Genomic DNA, 22,414 nt, shown 5'->3' on the forward strand with positions numbered 1-22,414 from the left:
GAATTAGCGCCGCCCTCCGGCGCATGCCGGCGAACCGCAGACTACGGGGTGCTGCCTACGGCTTCTCGCCTGCCCGCTGCCGGGCGCTGTCGAGCGCTGCCAGCGCCCGCTCCAGCAACTCAGCGCCATGCCCATGGTGAATGCAGAAGACCAGGCGCGCCTGGCTCTCGTCCACCGCCGGGGAAACCAGCGGCAGTGCCCGGATTCCCCGGCTGGCCAAGTGCTCGGAGAAAGCCAGGACCGTCCGGGAATCGCCGAGGAGGAGCGGAATCACCGCCTGCCCGGCACAGGCGCCGGTAGCGAAACCCAGGGCGTGCACGCCGGCGAGAAACTGCCTGGCGTTTTGCCGCAGCAGCGCGGGGCGCGCCGGTTCGCTGCCCAGGATGCGCAGCGCCTCGCGCGCGGCGGCGGCCATCGCCGGCGCCAGGCCAACGCTGTAGACGAAACCCGGAGCCGAATATTTCAGCAGGTCGATCAGCGCCCGGCTGCCGGCGATATAACCGCCCGCCCCGGCCAGTACGTGCCCGAGGCTGCCCGACCAGAGGTCGACATCGTCGCCGGCCAGCGCCCAGTGCTCGCGGCTGCCGCGGCCGCCTTCGCCGAGCACGCCCAGCGCGTGGGCGTCATCGAGCATCAGGAAGGTCCGGTAGCGCCGTTTCAGGGCAACCAGGCCAGGCAAGTCGCAGATATCGCCTTCGACCGGGGATAGCCCGTCGGCGACGATCAGCACCCGCTCGTAATCGCCGCGCGCCGCGGCGAGCAGTCTTTCCAGGGCCGGCAAGTCGTTGTGCGGAAAGGCGCGCCGCGTCGCCCCGGCCAGACGGGCGCCTTCAAGGACGCTGAGATGACAGAACTGGTCATGGACGACGAGATCCCGCGGGCCGAACAGATGGCCGATCGTCGTTTCGTTGCCGGCATAGCGGCTGACGAAAACCAGCGCGTCGTCCACCGCGTAGATTTCCGCCAGCGCCGCTTCGAGTTCGCGCAACAAGGGGCGCTCGCCGGCCACCAGGCGACTGGCCGAGACCGAGCTGCCGTACCGATCGACGGCCTGCTTGGCCGCTTCCTGGACGCGTGCGTCGCCGGCCAGGCCCAGATAGTCGTAGCTCGCGAAATCGCCCTCGCCTTGCCCCGGGGCAAGCGCCGGGCGGCTGGATTTCAGCGACGGCGGAATCTGCCGATAGGCCGGAAAGGCATCGAAGCGACAGAACTGGTCGATATCCGGCGACGCGGCGGGCAGGCTCGGCGCGGCCGGAACTTCGCCGGTTTCCCGGCGGGCGGCAAAGCGTTTGACGAGTTTCTCCCGGACATCGCCGGCAAGAACGGACATCGGTTTCTTCATGATTTCAGCGGCAACGGGAAATTTCGTCGAGTGTGTGCTCGATCTGGGCCGGCGTGTGGGCGTGGCTGATGAAGAAACGCAGGCGCGCCAGCTTCTCCTCGACCGCCGGATGAATGATCGGCTGCACGTTGATTCCCGCCCAGGCGAGCTTTTTCGAGAGACTGACCGCCTTCAGCGAACTGCCGGTGATCAGCGGAACGACGCAGTAGCCCTCGGAGAGTCCGGTATGCAAGCCGCGCTGCCGGGCCTGTTCGAGGAAGTGACGGCCCGCCGCGCGTAGTTGATCGAGCCGCCAGGGCTCGTCGCGCATGATCCGGATCGCCGTCAGCGACGCTGCCGCCAGGGCCGGCGCCAGGCCGACGCTGGCGTTGTAGCCCGGTGCCGCGTAACGGATCAGGTCGACCAGCGCCTGCTCGCCGGCGATGAAGCCGCCGCAACCGGCAAACGATTTGCTCAGGGTGCCCATCCAGATATCGACGTCGCCGGCCGGCACGCCGCAGTGTTCGCGAATCCCCCGGCCGCTGCCACCGAGCACGCCGAGCGAATGCGCCTCGTCGACCATCAGGAAAGCGCGGTGCCGCTGCTTGATTTCGACAAAGCTCGCCAGCGCCGGCAGATCGCCGTCCATGCTGTAGAGCCCTTCGATCACCACGAGCACCCGCTCGAAGTTGCCGCGGATTTCGCTGAGCAGGAGATCCAGCGCGGCGGGATCGTTATGGGGAAAGGCGCGGCGCGTCGCTCCCGAGAGACGGACACCTTCGATCACGCTGTTATGGACCAGTTGGTCGTGAACGATCAGGTCCTTCGGTCCGAACAGGAAACCGATGGTGTTGACGTTGGTAGCGTGGCCGCTGGCGAAGGTCACCGCGTCGTCGACACCGTACAGTCCGGCGATCGCGGTCTCCAGTTCGCGCACCACGGCGACCTCGCCGGCCACCCGGGGGGCGGCCGCCAGCGAGGTACCGTAACGGTCGATTGCCGCCTTGACGGCGGCACTGACGCGGGGATCGCCGGACAGGCCGAGGTAGTTGTAGCTCGAAAAGTTGACCAGGCTACGGCCGGCGACCGTCGTCGTCGCACCGGCGACGCCTTCGTGACAGATGAAATAGGGATCGTCGATGCGCAGCTTCTGCGCCGCCAGACGAAACAGGGCGATCTTGGTGTAGCTGGGCAGCTTGTCGATGCGGCAGAACTTGTCCGGCACCTTGAGTCCGGCGGCAGCGTCGCTGCGCCCCACTGAAAAAATCGCCATCGATCAGGCTTCCTTTTGCAGATCGTTGACCACCGACTGCAGGATTTCCGGCGCGATGTCCGGCGCGTGCTGCGCCGCCATGCCGGCCGCCGTGCTGGCGAGATCGGTGCTCTCGCCACCGCCGCCGAGACGCTCGACGATGCGCTCGGTGACGCGGTCGACGGTCGGCCCTTCGTTCAGCATCATCGCCGGCACCTGGACGCCGAAGCGCTTTTCCAGGCCGAGGGCGAGTTCGACGCCCATCAGCGAATCGAGGCCGAGATCGTGCAACGAGCGGCCGGCGTCGATGCGCTCGGGGTTGATCGCCAGCGTCTGCGCGACTTCCTGGGTGACCAGCGAACGCACCAGTTGCCTGACCTCTTCCGGCGACTTGCCTTCGATCAGGCTGCGGAAGTCCTCGAGGTTCTCCGGGCCGCTCGCCGCTTCGTCGCCGTTGCGCCAGAGCGCGGCGAAACGCGGGCTGTGACTGGACGGCAACAGGCGCGCCAGCGTCGGCCAGTGGAAATCGGCCAGCGCCAGATTGGGACTGCCGGCAGCGAGCACTTCGCCGAGCATGGCGAGCGCCGTTTCCACCGCCAGCGGCGCCGCACCAAGACGGCTGGCGAGGCTGTCCTTGACCGCCTGGTTGCGGGTCAGGTAACCGGCATCGCCGATCGGCCCCCAGCCGACGCAGGTCGCCGGCAAGCCGCTGCGGCGACGTAGCACGGCCAGCGCCTCGAGCCAGGTGTTGGCGGCGACGTAGGAAGCCTGCCCCGGGTTGCCAATGCTGGTGGTGATCGACGAATAGAGGACGAAATGCTCGAGCGAACAGTCGCGCGTCAGTTCGTGCAGGTGCCAGGCGCCCTTGATCTTCGGTTCGAGGACGCGGGCGACGCGCTGGGCGTCGAGGTTGCCGAGCAGTGCGTCGTCGATCACCATCGCCGCGTGGAAGATCCCCTTCAGCGGCGGCAGGTCGGCCAGACCGGCCAGCAATTGCACCACTGCCGCCCGGTCGGCGACATCGCAGGCGACAATGCGGACGCGGGCACCAAGCGCTTCCAGTTCCTGGCGCACGGCCTCGGCCCCCGGCGTTTCGGCGCCGCGCCGGCTGACCAGGACGAGCTGGCCGGCGCCATGGCGGGCCAGCCAGCGGGCGGTTTCGAGACCGAAACCGCCGACGCCGCCGGTCAGCAGGTAACTGCCGTCCGCGTCGAATTGCGCCACGTGGCGCTGCGCAAACAGCGGCTGGGCATCGACCCGGGCGTCCTCAAAGGAGACGACGACCTTGCCGATCTGCCGCGCCTGCTGCATGTAGCGGAAGGCATCGACCACCTGTTCCGCCGGGAAGACGCGTGCCGGCAGCGGCGTCAGTACGCCCTCACCGAACAGCGCCATGACTTCGCCGAACAGGCGGGCGGCAAGCGCCGGGCGAGCGATCAGCAACTGGTCGGCGTCAATGCCGAAATAGCTGATGTTGTCCTTGAACGGGCGCAGGCCGATCGGCGTATTCTCGAAGAAATCGCGCTTGCCGAGTTCGAGGAAGCGCCCGAAGGGACGCAGGATCTGCAAGTTGCGGCGGATCGCTTCGCCGGCCAGCGAGTTGAGGACGACATCGACGCCCTCGCCGCCGGTCAGCGCCAGGATGTCCTCGGCGAAGGCCAGGCTGCGCGAATCGAGCACGTGGTCGGCGCCGAGCAGTTCGACGAAGAGGCGCTTCTCGTCGCTGCCGGCGGTGGCGAAAACCTCCGCGCCGAGATGCCGGGCCAGTTGCACGGCAGCGATGCCGACGCCGCCGGCGGCGCCGTGGATCAGCACGCGTTCGCCGGGCTGCAGGCGGGCCAGCTCGTGGAGCGCGTAATAGACGGTGAAGAAGACGGTCGGCACCGTCGCCGCGGCGGCGAAGGACCAGCCGTCGGGAATCGGCATCAGCGCATCCGCGCGGGTGACGACGTGGCTGGCGAAGCAGGCCGAACCGAAGCCCATCACCGCGTCGCCGGGCCTGAAGCCGGTGACTTCGCTGCCGACCCGGCTGACCACGCCGGCGAACTCCAGCCCCAGGCTCGCGCCGGCGAAGCCGTGCTCGACCGCCTCGTCGGGCAAGAGCCCCATGACGTACATGACGTCGCGGAAATTGAGGCCGGTCGCCTGCGGGCGGACCTCGATCTCCTTGGCGCCGAGCGTCACGGCCGGCGCCTCCAGCCAGAGCAGGTTGCGCAACTGGCCGGGAATGCGGAAATCGAGGCGGTAGCGGGATTCACTTTCGGCTACGGCCGGCGGCGCGGCGACCTGCGTCGCACGCATGCGCAGCACCTGGCGCCCCGACGGGCGCAGGATGATTTCGCTTTCGCCATCGGGCTGCGTCAGTTCGGCGCACAGCGCGGCGACATCGCCAGTCAGCGGGCTGTCGATCAGTTGCAGCTTGAACCCTGGCATCTCGTTCATGACCACGCGCGCCAGTCCCCAGACGGCGGCCAGCGCCGCTTGTACCGGCAGTTCGTCGGCCAGCCCATCGACCGGTGCCCCGCCGCCGAGCAGCAAGTGCAGTTGCGGCGCCGGACTACACGCGGCAAGCTGATGGACCAGTTCGAAAAAGGCCAGCGTCGGTCCCGTATCGTCGGCCGAAACAGCGGCCGGCAGCCAGACGACGTGCGCCGGGCAGGCCGTGGCCGGCAGTTCGCTGGCGACTTCCACGCTCTTGCCGCTGGCGGCCAGTGCGGCTTGCAGCCCGGCAACGCCGGCGGCAGCCGGTTCGGCGGCGAGCAGCAGCCAGTGTTCGGCGACGGCGGGCGCCGCTTCGGGCATCGGCTCGCCAGCGCGCGCGCCGCCTTCGGCCAGCAACAGGTAGCTGCCGGCGGCGAGGTCGGCGGCGGCCGGTTCGTACCAGAGCCGGCAGGTGGCAAAACCGCTGCCTTCGAGCAGCGCCTGCCAGGCGCCGGCCCCGGGCAGCAGACGGCCGGCGGCGAGCAGCCCGGCGGCCGGATCGGCCGCCCGTTCGCTGACGGCGAGCAGACCGCCCTCGGCCAGCACGCCCTGCAGCATGCCCAGCAGCGCGCGCGGATTGGCGCTGGCGGTCAAGGCATGGCGCAGCAGGATGAGGTCGAAATCACCGCCCAGCAAGGCGGCGGCGTCGAGACGCGCGGCCTCGGCATCGAGCGCGGCGACCTGTACCCAGTCGCGCTCCTGGTAATCGCGGCTCAGGCGGTCGCGAATTTCCGGATCGGCATGGGCGATCCAGTAGTCGATGCCGCTGGCGTCGATGGCGCCGGCGATCTGGCGCGGAATCGTCGTCGCGCCGGCGGCGATTTCCAGGACGCGCAGGCGGCGCGCCGGGTCGCGTCGGCGCATCGCCTCGACGACCAGGGTTTCGCAGGCGACGCGGCTGGCCAGGTAGCTCAGCGAATCGTCGTGCAGGGTTTCCCATTGCGGGCTGCGCGCGAGCGCGGCGGCAAGCGCGCCGGCGTCGGCGCGCCCGGCCAGGACATCGGCCAGCCGGCTGCCGGCGGCGGCGACCAGGATCAGTTCGGCCAGGCTGTCCGGGTACTCGGCAAGCAGGGTACGCCAGATTTCGGCCGGCGCCGGCAAGGCGTCGGCGTCGAGTTCGGGAACGCCGTCATCGATCTGCAGCAGTTCCTGACTTTCCAGCAGAGCCCGCATCCAGGTGAACAGGGCCTGCTGCGCTTCGCTGGCAAAGCCCTCGCCGGCCAGGAAGCGCCCGGCGCTTTCCGGGGCATCGCGCAGCAATCCGGCCATCGCCTGCAACGCGTAGGCGGTGACCAGCGCGTCGAGCAGCGGCAGGGCTTCGCCGATGGCCGACTGACGCTGCAGGCGGGGTTCCTGGGCGAGCAGCGCCTGATTGAGAATTGCCGGCCAGTCGGTACCGGCGGCGAAGGCCGCCTGGCGGGTTGCCGACGGGTGCGCCGCCAGGGTTGGCACGATTTCCCAGGCGGCCGGCGCCGTCCGTCCTTCCCGGCGCAGCGCCGCCGCCCGGAAGCGGCAACCGGTAAGGCGGGCGACGCACTGGCCGGCGGCGTCGAACAGTTCGAAGTCGGCAAGCACCGAGCGCAGGCTGCGCTTGCGCAGGTTGGTTCGGAAAGCGACGACCGGCCCGGCGCCAAGGCGCAGTTGCAGGCGGCCGACCTTGACCGGCAGCAGGGGAACGCCGTTGCCGGATTCGATCTGCGGCCGGTGGAAATCGAGCAGCGACTGGAAGCAGACGTCGAGCCGGGCCGGCGCCAGCAGCCAGTTGTCGGCTTCCGTGGCGGCGACGAACTCACCGCTCAGCCGGGCGTCGTCGTGGCTGGCACTGGCCAGGCCGCGGAAGGCGCCGGCATAGTCGAGGCCGAGTTCGCCGGCCAGGCGGTAGTGGGTGTCGTGATCGATGGCGGCGGCCGGGTCGATGGCAAGCGCCGGACGCGTCGCCAGCGCCACGCTCATCGTGCCGAGCAGGCGGCCGGCGGCGTGCAGCGACCATTCGTCGTCGCTCAGCCGTTGCCGGCTGCGGATCTGGAAACTGCCGTCGCGCGCATTGAGGTCGAAGCGGATGCTGCGCGCGTGGGCTTCGTCGAAGACCACCGGCGAAATGATGTCGAGCTGTTCGACCTCGATGCTGTCGCCACCGTAGAACTGCTGCGACGCGGCCAGCGCCATCTCGACGTAGGCGGCGCCGGGCAGGACGACGGCACCGCCGACGCGGTGGTCGGCCAGCCAGCGGTCGACGCGCGGATCGAGCAGGTTCTCCCAGGCGGCCGGCGCTTCCTTGAGCGCCCAGCCGAGCAGCGGATGAACGCGGTCGCGCGCGATCAGGCCGTAACCCTCGGCGGAATTCTCCTGCCAGAAACGTTCGCGCTGCCAGGGATAGAGCGGTAGATCGACGAAGCGCCCAGCCACCGGGAAGAGCGCACCCAGACGGTCGACACCGCCGAGCAGTTGCAGGCGCAGGACGAGTTCCTCGACCCGGTCCAGGCCGTCGTCGTTCTTGCGCAGCGTAGGCAGCAAGCGCCCCTTGAGCTTGGCCGCCGCCAGGCATTCCTTGAGGTAGCGCTGGAGGATGGCGTTGGGGGAAATCTCGACGAAGACGTTGGCGCCGGCGGCCGCCAGGCTCGTGATGGCGTCGGCGAAACGCACCGGCTGGCGGATGTTGTCCCACCAATAAACGGCATCGAGCGGTCTGGCGCAGGCCTGCCCGGTCACCGTCGAGAAGAACTGCGTTCCCGAAAGCGCCGGCCGCGGCGCGAAATCGGCCAGCGACACGAGCAGCATCTCGCGCGTCGCTTCCATTGCCGCGCTGTGGAAGGCGTAGTCGAGGTCGAGCAGGCGGAAGGCGGCGCCGCGCGCGCGCAGCAGCGGCGACAGTTGTTCGAGCGCGGCGAGCGGGCCGGAAACGGTGAGATTCTGCGGACTGTTGATGCCGGCGATCTCGATGCTGTCCAGGCCGTGCTCGGCCAGCAGGAGGCGCAGGCTCGCCTCGCCGATGGCGACGGCAGCCATCCGGCCGGCGCCGCGCGTCAGGGCCTGGGCGGCGCTGCGGGCGCAGATGACGCGCACCGCTTCGTCCCGACTCAAGGCACCAGCCGCCCAGGCGGCGGCGATTTCGCCGACGCTGTGGCCGGCGGTGCAATCGGCGACGATGCCCTGCTCGCGCAGCAGCACGGTCAGGGCGTACTGCAGTGCAAACAAGGTCGGCTGGGCGACGCCGGTATCGTCGAGACGGGCGGTTTCGGCACCGGCCTGCAGTTCTGCGAGCAGGGAGATTCCCGATTGCGCCAGCACCGGCGCTTCCAGTTCCTCGATCAGTTGCCGGAAGCGCGGGCTTTCGACGAGCAGCATCTGTCCCATGCCGACCCACTGCGAACCGTTGCCGGCGTAGATGAAGGCCAGCTTGCCGGCGACGGTCGGCGCTTCGTCGACCACGACACCGGCGGCTTCGCCGTTTTCGGCGTAGCGCTGGAGCAGCTGTGCCGCCGACTGCCGGTCGTCGATGCGCACGGCCAGGCGGTGTTCGAGCCAGTCGCGGCGGTGCGCGGCACACCAGGCGAGATCGTAGACATCGACCGGCTCGGCGAGGCGCGCCGCGTAAGCAGCGGCCTGCGCACGCAGGGCGGGCGCGCTGCGCGCGGAAAGGACGAGCGGCAAACCGCTCGTCGCCGGCGTGCTGGCGACGCTGGCGGCCGGACGGTGTTCTTCGAGCACGACATGGGCATTGGCGCCGCCGAAACCGAAGGAATTGACACCGACCATGAGCGGCTTGCGGGCGGCGCGTTCGGCCAGCGAATACGGCGCATTGACCGCGTGCAGATGCCAGCCCGCGAAGTCGATCTTCGGATTGGGCGTTTCCATGTGCAGCGACGGCGGCACTTCGCGGTGCTTGAGCACGAGCAGCGCCTTGACCAGCCCGGCCATGCCGGAAGCCGGCTCGAGGTGGCCGACGTTGGTCTTCACCGAACCGATCGGCAAGGGATCGTCGGCGGCCCGCGCCTGGCCGTAGACGGCGCCGATGGCGGCGGTCTCGATCGGATCGCCGATCGCGGTGCCGGTACCGTGGGCTTCCAGATAATCGATGGCGGCGGGGTCGAGGTCGTGGCGGGCCAGCACCTGGCGCATCAGTTCGACCTGACCGTCGATGCTGGGAATGGTCAGCCCGGTCTTGCGGCTGCCGTCGGCATTGACGCCGGAGCCGCGGATCACGGCATGGACCCGGTCGCCGTCGGCAAGCGCTTGGGACAGCGGCTTGAGCAGCAGGAGCGCCCCGCCCTCGCCCCGGACGTAACCATCGCCGCTGGCATCGAAGGTCTTGCAGCGGCCACCGGCAGAGAGCATCGAGGCCTTGGTGAAGCCGATGAAGGGATGCGGATGAAGCAGGATGCTGACGCCGCCGGCCAGGGCCAGCGACGCCTCGCCGGTGCGCAAGGCGGTGCAGGCGTGATGCAGCGCGACCAGCGACGAGGAGCAGGCGGTATCGACCGCCAGCGACGGCCCATGCAGGTCGAAGACGTAGGAAAGCCGGTTGGCGGCGATGCTCAAGGTGTTGCCGGTCATCGAATGGGCGCCAAGGACGGCAACATCGTCCATCGAGCGGTTGGCGTAATCCATGCCGGAGATCCCGACGTACACCGCGCAATCGCTGCCGGCCAGGTGGCTGGCCGGGGTGCCGGCGTTTTCCATCGCCTCCCAGGCCAGTTCGAGCAGCAGGCGCTGCTGCGGATCGAGACAGGTCGCTTCGCGCGGCGAAATGCCGAAGAAGGCGGCATCGAACTCTTCGATCCGGGAAAGCACCCCGGCAGCGAAAGTGATGCTGCGGCCCGGCTCATTGCGCTGGGGATGCTGCAGCCGCTCGGTCGCCCAGCGGCTGGCGGGAATTTCGGTGACCAGATCACGGCAGCCGGCAAGGGCCTGCCAGAATTCCGTTTCGTTGGACATATCCCCGGGGAAACGGAAGGCGATCCCGACGATCGCGATGTTATCGTTGTTCATGGCAACTTCTCTTTGTAAGGCGTGCGAGCGAAAACCACGACCTTTTCGGGTAAGGCAATGTCCCCTGCACTGCTTCGTGTATATCCCGCCAAAGCCAACGGTACCATACAAAAAGCCTCGCGCTAACCGCGCCGCCGCACCATTTCAAACAGGCAGACGGCCGCTGCCGCGCCGACATTGAGCGATTCGACGGCGCCCGGCATCGGGATGCGGATGCGCAGACCGGCGCGCTCGATCAGCGCCGGGCTGACGCCCCGTCCTTCGGCACCGAACACCCAGGCGAGCGGCCCGGCCCATTGCGCTGCATAGAGCGAAGTGGCCCGATCAAGTGTGGTCGCCAGCGTCGTTCCCCGGTAAGCGTCCATGAAATCGGCGAGCTCCCGGTCTTCATGGATGCTCAGGACAAAATGCGCGCCCTGCCCGGCACGCAGGACTTTCGGCGACCAGGCGGCGGCACAGCCGGCGGACAGCAGCACCTGGCCAACACCGGCGGCAGCGGCACTGCGCAGCATGCTGCCGAGGTTGCCGGGGTCCTGGACGCCATCGAGGAGAACAGCATCGCGCTCGGGATCGGCGGCCGCCGCCGGCTGCGGCGTGTCAACGACGGCGAGCAGGCCGCTCGGGGTGTCGACAATGCCCAGTTCGCGCATCAAGGCGTCGCCGATCACCGTGCAGTGGCGGCCGCCCAGCCAGTCGGCGATCTCGCCGCCGGCCAGCGCCGATTCGGCGACCACCAGTTCGGCCAGCGGGCCGCGCTGCGCCTCCCAGGCCTGCGCCAGATGCAGGCCATCGAGCAAGGTCTGGCCGCGCTTCTTGCGCTCGCGGCCGGATTCGGCCAGCCGCTTGAGCTGCTTGTAGTAGGCGTTGTCGCGCGACTGGATCAGCTTCACAGCAGCGACAGTTGGCGGGCGACCGGGGCGAAGCTCCGGCGATGCACCGGCGAAGCGCCGTGCGCTTCGAGGGCGGCGAAATGCGCCGGCGTCGGGTAGCCCATGTGGCAGTCGAAACCATAGTGCGGATACTGCTCGTGCAGGACGAGCATGCCGGCGTCGCGGACGGTCTTGGCGAGGATCGAAGCAGCAGCGATCGAGGCGATCTTGCCGTCCCCCTTGACCACGGCCTCGGCAGGCATCGGCAGGCGCGGACAGCGGTTGCCGTCGATCAGTGCCCGCTCCGGCGCCACGCCGAGCCCGGCGACGGCGCGCTGCATGGCGAGCAGGCTGGCATGCAGGATGTTGAGGCGGTCGATTTCCTCGACGCTGGCTTCGGCCACCGCCCAGGCCAGCGCCTTCTCGCGGATTTCGACGGCCAGCGCCGCGCGCCGCCGTTCGGAGAGCTTCTTCGAATCGTTGAGACCGAGGATCGGCCTGGCCGGGTCGAGGATCACCGCGGCCGCGACGACCGGCCCGGCGAGCGGTCCGCGCCCGGCTTCATCGACGCCGCAGACGAGGCCTTCGGGAACGATCAGTTCAGGCATTCGATCACCGCCTGCGCCGCCTTCTCGGCGGTGTTCTGGCGCAACTGCAGGTGGAGGTCGGTGAACGCCGCTTCGATCGCCGTCGCTGCCTCTTCGTCTTCGTAAAGCTTGTTGAGCGCTTCGGCGAGGTTGTCCGGGGTCGCTTCGTCCTGCAGGATTTCCGGCACCACGAAACGGCCGCAAAGGACGTTGGGCAGGCCGACGTAAGGCAGGTAGGCCATGCGCTTCATCAGCCAGTAGGAGAACTTGGCGATCTTGTAGGTGATCACCATCGGCCGCTTGATCAGCGCCGCTTCCAGGGTCGCCGTACCGCTGGCGACGAGGGCGACATCGGCGGCGCCGACGGCATCCTGGGCGTGGCCGAAGAGCAGGCGGAAGGGAATGTCCGCCGCCTGGCAGCGATGGATGGCGGCTTCGAACTGCAGCCGGGTCTCGCGGGTGGCCAGCGGCACGACGAAGACGGCATCGGGCTGGTAGCGCTCGCGGATCAGGCGCGCCGTCTGCACGAAGGTATCGGCCATGGCGCCCAGTTCGCCCTGGCGGCTGCCGGGCAGCAGCGCGAAGATCGGCAGGGCGCGCGGCAGGGCCAGCTTTTCGCGGACCGCCTGGCGGCTGGTTTCCAGGGGAATGCTGTCGGCCAGCGGATGGCCGACGTAACTGACGGGAATCCCCGCCTGGTGATAGAGCGGCGGCTCCATCGGGAACAGCGCCAGCACTCGGCAAACGGCCCGGCCGATCTTCCTGATCCGCTTGCCCCGCCAGGCCCAGATCGACGGGCTGACGTAGTGGATGGTCCGAATGCCGGCCGACTTGAGGTCGGCTTCCAGGTCGAGGTTGAAATCGGGCGCATCGATGCCGATGAAGATGTCCGGCCGCTGCTCAAGCAGGCGCTTCTTCAGTTTCCGCCGGATGCCGGCGATTTCCCGGTAATGCTTGAGCGCCTCCCAGTAGCCCATGACCGACAGCTTGCCCATCGGCCACCAGCAGTCCATCCCCTGCCCCTGCATGCGCGGACCGCCGATGCCGAAAAAGACGGCATCGGGCAGCCGGTTTTTCAGCGCGGCGATCAGGTGGGCGCCCAGAAGGTCGCCGGAGGCCTCGCCTGCCACCAGTGCGATACGGACCACGGAAGTCATGTCAACGAATGATGCCGCGGCGGGACTGCGCGAAGAAGTCGACGAAGAGCTGCAATTCCGGATGCGTCGTGGCCTCCTCGACCAGCTTGGCCTTCGCTTCTTCGAGCAGCAGGCCGGATTTGTAGATCGTCCGGTAGGCGCGCTTGAGTGCCATGATGGCGTCCGGACCGAAACCACGCCGCTTCAGGCCTTCGACGTTGATGCCGTAAGGCTGGGCGGTGTTGCCGGCGGCCATCAGGTAAGGCGGGACGTCCTGCAGGATGACGGAACTGACGGCGGTCATGACGTGGGCACCGATGTGGCAGAACTGATGCACGCCGGTGAAACCGCCGAGGATGGCCCAGTCACCGACGACGACATGGCCGGCGAGCGAGGCATTGTTGGCGAAGGTGCACTTGTTGCCGACCTGGCAGTCGTGCGCGATATGCACGTAGGCCATGATCCAGTTGTCGTCGCCGATACGGGTGACACCCGCATCCTGGACGGTGCCGACGTTGAAGGTACAGCACTCGCGGATCGTGTTGCGGTCGCCGATCTCAAGACGGGTCGGCTCGCCGGCGTATTTCTTGTCCTGCGGCACTTCGCCCAGCGAGCAGAACTGGAAGATGCGGTTGTCGCAACCGATGCGGGTGTGGCCGGTGATCACGACATGCGGTCCGACGACAGTGTTGTCACCAATCTCGACGTGCGGCCCGATGATCGAATAGGCGCCGATTTCGACATTGGCGCCGAGGCGTGCGCCCGGATCGACGATGGCGGTCGGATGGATCATGTCAGAGGTCCCGCTTGGCGCACATCAGCTTGGCCGAGGCGGCGAGCTGGCCATCGACCCGGGCTTCGGCAACATACTTCCAGATGCCGCGCATCTGGCGCTCGATCTCGACGTGCAGGTCAAGACGATCGCCCGGCATCACCGGCCGCTTGAAACGCGCGTCGTCGATGCCGGCAAAATAGAACACGGTGTCCGGCGACGGTTTCTCTTCCATGGTCTTGAACGACAGGATGCCGGCCGCCTGGGCCAGCGCTTCCATGATCAGCACGCCGGGCATCACCGGATGGTGCGGAAAGTGACCGACGAAAAAGGGTTCGTTGATGGTGACGTTCTTGTAGGCGTGGATGGACTTACCCGGGACGAGATCGACGACGCGATCGACCAGCAGAAAGGGATAGCGGTGCGGGAGGTGCTCAAGAATCTGGTGAATATCCATTTTTTCAGTCCTTTATATTATTTTCTTTAAGTAGTCTCTCAAGTTCGGAAACCCGCTCCGCCAACTTCGACAGGCGCCGGATATGCGCCGCATTGCGCACCCAGTCGTCGTGGCTATCGAGCGGGAAGACACCAGTGTAGCGGCCGGCCTCCTTGATGCTCTTCATCACCAAGGTACCAGCGGAGACGGTCGTTCCCGCCGCCAGTTCGAGATGTCCGGCAATCATGCCGGCACCACCGACCACGCAGTGCTCCCCCAAGGTGGCGCTGCCGGCAATACCGACGCAACCGGCCAGCACGCTGTTGGCGCCGATCTGACAGTTGTGGGCGACCTGCACCAGGTTGTCGATCTTGCAGCCGTCGCCGATCACCGTATCGTCGAGGGCGCCACGGTCGATCGTGGTGTTGGCGCCGATCTCGACATCGTTGCCGATGCGCACGATACCGGTCTGCGGAATCTTGATCCAGTGCTTTCCCTCGGGAGCGAAGCCAAAGCCGTCGGCACCGATCACCGCACCGGAATGGACGATCACCCGCTCGCCGAGCAGGCAGCCGTGATAGACGGTGACATTCGGATAGAGCACGCTACCGCTGCCGATGCTGACCCCGTCGCCGATCACGCAACCGGCATGGACGATGACATTCTCGCCCAGGGTCACGCCGCGACCGATGCTGACCAGCGGCCCGATGGCGACGCTGGCCGGTACTGCCGAATCGACCACCGCGCTGGCATGAACGCCGGAAAAGCCAGCCGTCAGCGGATTGAGCAGCGAGGCAACGCGCGCGTAGTAGGCATAGGGGTTGCCGGCAACGATGCGCGGCCCGGCAAAATCAGCCGCGGCATCCGCTCCCAGAATCACTGCGGCAGCCCCCGATGAACGCAACTGGGCGCGGTATTTCGGGTTGGCCAGGAAGGCGATTTCACCTTCTCCCGCCGTCGCCAGAGTCGCCACCCGGAAGATGCGAATATCGCCGTCCCCAAGCAAGTCGCCGCCCAGTTGGGCGGCGATCTCGGCTAGCGTCAGCGAATGGGCTGTGGTATCCGGCATCACTTGCCGTCGGACAGCGCCTTGATGACGCGATCGGTGACATCCAGACGCGGGCTGACCCAGACGACGTCCTGCAGGATCAGGTCGTACTTGTCGGCATCGGCAATCTGCTTGATCGCACGGTTGGCCTTCTCGATGATCGCAGCGTTTTCCTCGTTCTGGCGCAGGTTGAGGTCCTCGCGGAACTCACGCTGGCGGCGCTGGAATTCACGCGACAGGTCGCCCAATTCCTTTTCCTTGCCACGGCGTTCCGGCTCAGCCATGGTCACCCCGTTCTTTTCCAGGGATTCCTGCAGGCCCTGCAACTGCTTGGCCATGCGTTGCAATTCCTGGTCACGCCGGGAGAACTCGCTTTCGAGCTTCTTGGCGGCCTTCTGGGCGGCCGGCGCCTCCCGGAAAATGCGCTGGGTATCGACGTAACCCACCTTGAGTTCGGCGGCTCCGAGCCCACCGACGCTCAAGAGGGACATCAGGGAGGCGACTGCAAAGGTTCTGGCTTTCAACATGAGACTCCTGGATCAAAAAGTGGTACCCAACTGGAACTGGAAGGCTTCCTTTTCATCGTCATCCTTCTTGTTCAGCGGCGTACCGATACTGAATTTCAACGGTCCGATCGGCGACACCCAGGACGCCGTCACACCGGTTGAATAACGCAACTCCCCGAGGTCGAACTTGTCGCCCGCAGCGTATACCTGGCCGGCATCAAAGAACAGACCAACCCGCGCCGTCCTCTCGAAGCCCGGCAAACTCCAGAGCAGTTCGGCATTGCCGATGATCTTGCGGTTGCCGCCGACGCGATCGTCGCCATCGAGCGTACCAGAAGTCCCGAGCGTACTGGTCTTGAAACCGCGTACCGAGTTCACCCCACCGGCGTAGTAGTTCTTGAAGAACGGCAACTCCTTGCCACCATAACCGCGAGCATAGCCGACATCACCGTTGAGCATCAGGGTAAAGCGTTTGGACACGGGCAGGAAATGCTGGATCTGGTAATTGGCACGGTAATAGGTCAGGTCGCCACCGGGCAGACCAATTTCCAGACCAGCGCGCTGGTAGGTTCCGTTGGTCGGGAAGAAGAAGCTGTTCTTCGTATCCTTGGCCCAGGTCAGGGTCAACGGGAGCGAGATATTGGTCTTGCCGAAATCCGCGACATACTTCTTGTAATAGCTCGGACTGCTGTCGAAGACGTCGATTGTCGTCGTATCGGCGGCAATGCCGAAGGAGAAGGACTGGTACTCGTCGATCGGGAAACCGAAACGGATGCCGCCACCACTGGATTGCGACTTGTAGTAGGCGAGATCGGTCGAACTGGTATCGGTTGTCCGGTGATAGACGTCGAAGCCCTGGCTGACACCGTCCGGCGTGAAATAGGGATTGGTGTAGGAAACCGAATAGGTGCGGTTGGATTTCGAGGTATTGACCTGCAGACCGACGTTGTTGCCGCTGCCCATGAAATTGTTCTGGGAAATTGCCCCGGAGAGGATCACCTTGTCGGCGCTGGAAGTCCCGAGACCGAGCATCAGGTTGCCGGTCGGCTTCTCGGTGACGTTCACATTGACGTCGAGCTGGTCGGTCGTTCCCTGCACCGGAGGCGTTTCGACAGCGACTTCGGTGAAGAAACCGAGACGATCGATGCGTTCCTTGGAGGACTGAACCTTCTGCGCATCGTACCAGGCACTTTCCATCTGCCTGATTTCGCGACGCACGACTTCGTCGCGCGTCTTGGTATTGCCCGTGACATTTATGCGACGGACATAAACCCGCTTACCGGGATCGACGAAGATGGTGAAATCGACCAGATGCTTTTCCCGATTGATGTCAGGCGAAGCGTTGACGTTGGCGAAAGCGTAACCCTCGACGCCCAGGCGATCGACGATCGCCTTGGTCGATTCGTTGAGCTTTTCCCGCGAGAAGACATCGCCGGGACGCACCGTGACGAGCTTGCGCAACTCCGCCTCGGCAATCGTGAAATCGCCCGCCAGCTTGACCGAAGCCACCTTGTAGCGCTCGCCCTCGACAATGTTGAGGGTGATGTAGACGTCCTGCTTGTCCGGCGAGATCGAGACCTGGGTGGACTCGACGTTGAATTCCATGTAGCCGCGGTCAAGGTAGAAGGAACGCAGCTTCTCGATATCGGCGGAAAGCTTCTGGCGGGAGTACTGGTCGTTCTTGGTGTACCAGGTCAGCCAACCCGGCGTGGTCAACTCGAACAGCGACTGCAGTTCCTTCTCGGGAAAGGCCTTGGCGCCGACGATGTTGATCTGGCGAATCTTGGCGGCATCGCCTTCGACGACGGTGAAATTGACGCCGACCCGATTGCGTTCGAGCGGCGTCACCGTCGTCGTGATCCGGGCGGCATACTTGCCGCGGGTCAGGTATTGACGCTTCAGTTCCTGCTCCGCCTTGTCGAGCAGCGAACGGTCGAAGATGCGGCCTGTGGCGATGCCGACTTCCTTGAGCGCCTTGACGATGGCGTCCTTCTCGAATTCCTTCATGCCGACGAAATCGAGCGAGGCGATGGCCGGGCGTTCCTGCAGGACGACGACCATGACGTTGCCTTCGACGTCGATCCGCACATCCTTGAAGAAACCGGTGGCGAACAGGGACTTGATGGCCTGCGCCGCTTTTTCGTCGGTAAAGGTTTCGCCGACCTTGACCGGTAGATAGCTGAAGACCGTCCCCGCCTCGGTACGCTGAATGCCTTCGACACGGATGTCCTTGACCACGAACGGGGAAAAGGCCATCGCGGGCAAGGCAAACAGACCGGCAATCAGGGCTGGCAACAGGGATTTTTTCATCGTTAGCCGCCGAACAGGCGATTCAAGTCGTTAAAAAATGCGAAAGCCATCAAGCTGAACAGAATGGCGAGACCGAACTGCTGCCCGATTGCCATTGCCCGCTCCGAGAGGGGCTTCCGCCTGACGACTTCAATCATATGATACATCAAATGCCCGCCATCCAGCACCGGGACAGGCAGCAGGTTGAGGACCCCCAGGCTGATGCTGATCAGCGCCATGAAGCGGACATAATAATCGATGCCAAGCTTCGCCGTCTGCCCGGCGTAATCGGCGATCGTCACCGGCCCCGAGAGGTTTTTCCAGGAAACCTCGCCAGTCAGCATCTTGCCCAGCATGACCAGACTGAAAACCGACTTGTCCCAGGTCTCGAAAATGGCCTTGCGCCCCGCATCGATGACGCCGTAACGCACGAAAGTACGCAATTCGCGGCGGCTTTCCGGGGTTTCGGCGACCGCTACGGCAATACGACCGATCCGCTGACCGCCTTCCGTAACTTCGTCCGGGACGACATCGAGCGTCAAGCTGACACCCTGCCGTTCGATGTCGAAACGCAGGCGGCGCCCGGCCGCCTCGCGGACCGTGAGGACCAGCGCCTGCCAGTTGGCGAGCGGACGACTGTCGATGGCCAGCACGCGGTCGCCTTCCCGCAGCCCGGCGCGGGCGCCGGGACCACCATCGACCAGGCGGCCGATGACCGCCGGCAGGTCGGGACGATAGAAACGCAGGCCGAGGTGAACCAATGGATCGCCCTCCCAGCCCTCTTCCCGCACGACCTCGAGCGGTAGAAGACGGGTACGGCCGACCCCGTCGGCATCGACGACATCGAGCGTGACTTGGGCGCGCGATGCGGCCAGTTGCAGCAGTTGCCAGCGGAAATCGTCCCAGGTCGCCACCGTCTCATCGTCGATCCGCGTCACCTGGTCGCCGGCCCGGATGCCTGCTGCGGCAGCGGGCGTAGCCGCCGCCGGCGCGCCGAGGACAGGCAGCAGTTCGTTGGTACCGTGCAGAAAGACCGCCCAGTAGAGCAGGATGGCGAGCAGGAAATTGGCCAGCGGGCCGGCGGCGACGATCAGGCTGCGCCGACCGACGCCCTGCCGGTTGAAGGCGCGCGGCAGCTCTTCCGCGGCCACTTCGCCTTCCCGCTCGTCGAGCATCTTGACGTAGCCGCCCAGAGGCAGCGCGCTGACCGCCCACTCGGTGGCATCGCGCCCGAGCCGCCGCTGCCAGAGGACGGGGCCGAACCCGATCGAGAAGCGCAACACCTTGACGCCGCACCAGCGCGCAACGAGGTAATGCCCGAATTCATGGACAACGATCAGGATGCCCAGCGCCAGCGCGAAGGCGGCCAGGGTCAGCGGCAGATCGTTCATGCGAAACGCCCGTCGGCGACCATCTCGCCCGCCAGTTGCCGCGCCCGGGCGTCGGCGGCGATGACATCGTCGAGACTGCCTTCGGGGCCGGCCGGCAAGTCGGCGAGAACGGCTTCGTTGAGGCGGGCGATACCGAGGAAGGGTAAGCGCCGATCAAGGAAGGCGGCCACCGAAACCTCGTTCGCCGCGTTGAGGATGGCCGGCGCCGTCCCACCTTCGCACAGGACATCGTAGGCGAGTTGCAGGCAACGGAAACGCTCAAAATCGGGCGCGAAAAAGTCGAGTCGACCGACCTGGAACAGGTCGAGTGGCGCGACGCCGGCGGCGATACGCTCTGGCCAGGCCATGGCACAGGCGATCGGCGTGCGCATGTCGGGGTTGCCGAGCTGGGCCAGCGTCGAGCCATCGGCATACTGGACCGCGGAATGGATCACGCTCTGCGGGTGGACGACGACCTGGATCATCTCCGGCGGCGCATCGAACAGCCAGCGCGCCTCGATGACTTCCAGCCCCTTGTTCATCATGGTCGCCGAATCGACCGAAATCTTGCGCCCCATCACCCAGTTGGGATGGGCGCAGGCCTGTTCCGGCGTCACCGCGCCGAGATCGGCCAGCGCCACGTTACGGAACGGGCCGCCGGAAGCCGTGAGCAGGATGCGCTCGACGCCGACTGCGGCCAGGCCACGCGGGAAATCGGCGGGCAGCGCCTGGAAGATCGCGTTGTGTTCGCTATCGACCGGCAGCAGGGTCGCACCATGATCGCGGACGGCGTGCATGAACAGCTCGCCGGCCATGACCAGCACTTCCTTGTTGGCCAGCATCACCCGCTTGCCCGCGCGGGCTGCGGCCAGCGTCGGCGCCAGACCGGCGGCTCCGACGATCGCCGCCATCACGGCATCGACTTCCGGCAACGCCGACAGTTCGACCAGGGCATCCACCCCGTGCCGGACCTCGGTCAACAAACCGGCACCCCGGCAGCGCCCGGCCAGTTCGGCAGCCAACGCCGCATCGCGGATGACGGCGAAAACCGGGCGGAATTCCAGGCACTGCTCGAACAGGGCGTCGACCTGGGTATGCGCACAAAGCGCGAAGGCGCGATAACGGTCCGGGTGACGTCGGATCACGTCGAGCGTGCTGCTGCCGATCGAACCGGTCGATCCAAGGACGGTGATGTTCTGGGTCATCCGCGGTAGATTACCAGCAACCAGACAAGTGCGATCAACGGCAGTGTCGAGGTCAGGCTGTCGATGCGATCGAGCACGCCGCCGTGCCCGGGCAGGACGTTGCTGCTGTCCTTGATGCCGGCCTTGCGTTTGAGCAGAGATTCGAACAAGTCGCCGACGATGCTGACCGCGGTCACCGCCAGCAGGGCCAGCACCCAGAGCGGCAAGGCCAGGCTGCCGGCGAGAAAATAGTGGCCGAGCGACAGACCATAGACAAGGACGCCCAACACAGCGCCCGCCGCGCCTTCCCAGGTCTTGCCCGGACTGATCGTCGGTGCCAGCTTGCGGCGCCCGAAACGGCGACCGGCGAAATAGGCGGCGATGTCGGCCACCCAGGCGACGGCAAACGCCGCCAGCAACAGCAGCGGCGAGGCAGCCCGCAGCTGGACCATGGCCAGCCAGGTCGGCAACAGGACGACGGCCCCGACCAACAGGCCGGTAATACCTTGCAGCGCCCACTTGCCACGCAGCCAGAACGGTATCAGCAGCAGCCAGAACACCGCTGCCGCGCCATACAGCAGGAAAACCCAGGTCTGCCCCGGCTGGAAGCCGGCAGCACCGACGGCCAGCGGATCGATCCAGGCCAGCGTCGAACAGAGCAAGGCCACGCCGGCACCGAGAGCGATGCGCGCGGAACTTTGCCAGCCCAGCAGCGCCCCCCATTCCCAGGCGCCGACACCGATGAAGAGCGCCACCAGGATCGCCCAGGCAGCCTGTGGCAACAAAAACATGCTGGGCAGCAGCAGACTGACCAGCACCAACGCCGTGATCACGCGCGTCTTAAGCATTGCCGGTGTCGGTAAGCTGCTCGCTGGTCCGCCCGAAACGGCGCTCGCGCTGCTGGTAGGAGGTGATCGCCTTGTCCAGTTCGCCGGCGTCGAAATCCGGCCACAGGGTCGGCGTGAAGTAGAACTCGGTGTAGGCCAGTTGCCAGAGCAGGAAATTGCTGATCCGCTCCTCGCCGCCGGTGCGGATGAAAAGGTCCGGCTCGGGCGCGAAATGCATCGCCAGGTGAGGCTCCAGATCGGCCTCGGTCCAGGCGCCGGCACGCGACGGGTCGGTGGCGGCAAGCCGGTTGAGCGCCTGCATGATGTCCCAGCGCCCGCCGTAATTGGCGGCGATCGTCAGGTCGAGCGCGGTATTCGTCGCCGTCTTTGCTTCAGCCTCGGCAACCAGGGATCGCAACAGGGGATCGAAACGGGAGAGGTCGCCGATAACGCGTAGACGGACGTTGTTGCGGTTCATCCGCTCGACTTCCTGCTGCAGCGCCTTGACGAACAACTGCATCAGGAGACTGACCTCGTCCTGAGGACGCCGCCAGTTCTCCGACGAAAAGGCAAACACCGTCAGATAACGGATGCCCCGGTCAAGACAGACGCGAACCATGTCGCGCAGGGCATCCACGCCCTTGACGTGGCCGGCGACGCGGGGCAGGAAGCGCTTCTTTGCCCAACGGCCATTACCATCCATGATCACCGCAAGGTGCCGCGGCACGACGGTACTTTGCGGCAGATCCCGCGTCGAACTGGAAAAAAACGCCATCCCGGGCGCGACTCAGACCTGCATCAGCTCGGCCTCTTTCGTGGCGAGCATCTTGTCGACTTCGGCAATGTATTTGTCGGTCAGCTTCTGGACATCGTCCTGCGCCTTGCGCTCGGCATCTTCCGGAATTTCGCCCTTCTTCAGCGCATCCTTGAGATGGGTATTGGCGTCGCGGCGCAGGTTGCGGATCGCCACCTTGGCACCCTCGCCCTCGTGCTTGACGACCTTGATCATTTCCTTGCGCCGTTCTTCGGTCAGCGCTGGCATCGGCACCCGGATCAGATCGCCCTGCGAGGCTGGATTGAGGCCGAGATCGGAATCGCGAATCGCCTTCTCGATCTTCTGCAGCATGTTCTTTTCCCACGGCTGGACACCCAGCGTGCGAGCGTGAACCAGAGTGACGTTGGCGACCTGGTTCACCGGCACCGGCGAACCATAGTAATCGACCATGACGTGGTCGATCAGGCCGGTATGGGCACGGCCGGTACGAATCTTCAGCAGGTCGTTCTTCAGCGCCTCAAGCGACTTCTGCATCTTCGCTTCGGCGGTTTTCTTGAGTTCGGCAATCATTG

16 protein-coding genes are annotated in these 22,414 nt (G+C 66.1%); all 16 read right to left on the bottom strand.

From position 1 onward, the window contains the following. Positions 1 to 55 precede the first annotated feature (55 nt). The 16 genes from AC0KWY_RS04575 to frr all read right to left on the bottom strand — a co-directional run bounded on the left by AC0KWY_RS04575 (position 56) and on the right by frr (position 22,412). Entirely contained in the window at positions 56 to 1,330 is a 1,275-nt protein-coding gene (locus tag AC0KWY_RS04575; protein WP_474028462.1) for an aminotransferase class I/II-fold pyridoxal phosphate-dependent enzyme, read from the bottom strand. A 16-nt stretch (positions 1,331 to 1,346) separates the two neighbouring features. Next, positions 1,347 to 2,594, bottom strand: coding sequence for an aminotransferase class I/II-fold pyridoxal phosphate-dependent enzyme (locus tag AC0KWY_RS04580; protein WP_474028463.1), 1,248 nt, complete (start codon positions 2,592 to 2,594; stop codon positions 1,347 to 1,349). A gap of 3 nt (positions 2,595 to 2,597) precedes the next feature. Beyond that, positions 2,598 to 10,043 carry a type I polyketide synthase gene (locus AC0KWY_RS04585; RefSeq protein WP_474028464.1) on the bottom strand — a complete coding sequence of 2,482 codons (7,446 nt, stop codon included), beginning with the start codon at positions 10,041 to 10,043 and terminating at the stop codon, positions 2,598 to 2,600. 122 nt (positions 10,044 to 10,165) lie between these two features. Beyond that, positions 10,166 to 10,933, bottom strand: a complete 768-nt coding sequence (locus AC0KWY_RS04590) for a TrmH family RNA methyltransferase (protein ID WP_474028465.1) — start codon at positions 10,931 to 10,933, stop codon at positions 10,166 to 10,168. Further along, entirely contained in the window at positions 10,930 to 11,520 is a 591-nt protein-coding gene (gene rnhB, locus AC0KWY_RS04595) for a ribonuclease HII (protein ID WP_474028466.1), read from the bottom strand. The genes AC0KWY_RS04590 and rnhB overlap by 4 nt, the downstream gene beginning before the upstream one ends. Then, positions 11,508 to 12,656, bottom strand: a complete 1,149-nt coding sequence (lpxB, locus tag AC0KWY_RS04600) for a lipid-A-disaccharide synthase (RefSeq protein ID WP_474028467.1) — start codon at positions 12,654 to 12,656, stop codon at positions 11,508 to 11,510. Before lpxB ends, rnhB begins: the two co-directional genes overlap by 13 nt. A gap of 1 nt (position 12,657) precedes the next feature. After that, positions 12,658 to 13,428 (bottom strand): acyl-ACP--UDP-N-acetylglucosamine O-acyltransferase, encoded by a 771-nt coding sequence (gene lpxA, locus AC0KWY_RS04605; RefSeq protein ID WP_474028468.1) that lies wholly within the window; start codon positions 13,426 to 13,428, stop codon positions 12,658 to 12,660. 1 nt (position 13,429) lies between these two features. Further along, entirely contained in the window at positions 13,430 to 13,864 is a 435-nt protein-coding gene (gene fabZ / locus AC0KWY_RS04610; protein ID WP_416692963.1) for a 3-hydroxyacyl-ACP dehydratase FabZ, read from the bottom strand. A gap of 4 nt (positions 13,865 to 13,868) precedes the next feature. Further along, positions 13,869 to 14,912, bottom strand: coding sequence for a UDP-3-O-(3-hydroxymyristoyl)glucosamine N-acyltransferase (gene lpxD / locus AC0KWY_RS04615; protein WP_474028469.1), 1,044 nt, complete (start codon positions 14,910 to 14,912; stop codon positions 13,869 to 13,871). Beyond that, on the bottom strand, positions 14,912 to 15,382 hold the full coding sequence (locus AC0KWY_RS04620) for an OmpH/Skp family outer membrane protein (protein ID WP_474028470.1): 471 nt from the start codon (positions 15,380 to 15,382) through the stop codon (positions 14,912 to 14,914). The genes lpxD and AC0KWY_RS04620 overlap by 1 nt, the downstream gene beginning before the upstream one ends. Positions 15,383 to 15,430: 48 nt before the next feature. Further along, entirely contained in the window at positions 15,431 to 17,707 is a 2,277-nt protein-coding gene (gene bamA, locus AC0KWY_RS04625; protein ID WP_474028471.1) for an outer membrane protein assembly factor BamA, read from the bottom strand. A 2-nt stretch (positions 17,708 to 17,709) separates the two neighbouring features. Next, on the bottom strand, positions 17,710 to 19,077 hold the full coding sequence (rseP, locus tag AC0KWY_RS04630) for an RIP metalloprotease RseP (RefSeq protein WP_474028472.1): 1,368 nt from the start codon (positions 19,075 to 19,077) through the stop codon (positions 17,710 to 17,712). Further along, complete coding sequence (gene ispC / locus AC0KWY_RS04635; protein ID WP_474028473.1) at positions 19,074 to 20,261, bottom strand: 1-deoxy-D-xylulose-5-phosphate reductoisomerase; 1,188 nt, start codon at positions 20,259 to 20,261, stop codon at positions 19,074 to 19,076. The genes rseP and ispC overlap by 4 nt, the downstream gene beginning before the upstream one ends. Then, on the bottom strand, positions 20,258 to 21,088 hold the full coding sequence (locus AC0KWY_RS04640) for a phosphatidate cytidylyltransferase (protein WP_474028474.1): 831 nt from the start codon (positions 21,086 to 21,088) through the stop codon (positions 20,258 to 20,260). Before AC0KWY_RS04640 ends, ispC begins: the two co-directional genes overlap by 4 nt. After that, on the bottom strand, positions 21,081 to 21,842 hold the full coding sequence (uppS, locus tag AC0KWY_RS04645) for a polyprenyl diphosphate synthase (RefSeq protein WP_474028475.1): 762 nt from the start codon (positions 21,840 to 21,842) through the stop codon (positions 21,081 to 21,083). Before uppS ends, AC0KWY_RS04640 begins: the two co-directional genes overlap by 8 nt. A gap of 12 nt (positions 21,843 to 21,854) precedes the next feature. Continuing rightward, positions 21,855 to 22,412 carry a ribosome recycling factor gene (gene frr, locus AC0KWY_RS04650; RefSeq protein WP_474028476.1) on the bottom strand — a complete coding sequence of 186 codons (558 nt, stop codon included), beginning with the start codon at positions 22,410 to 22,412 and terminating at the stop codon, positions 21,855 to 21,857. Positions 22,413 to 22,414: the final 2 nt, after the last annotated feature.

Source organism: Azonexus sp. MM2026_4 (assembly GCF_055901855.1).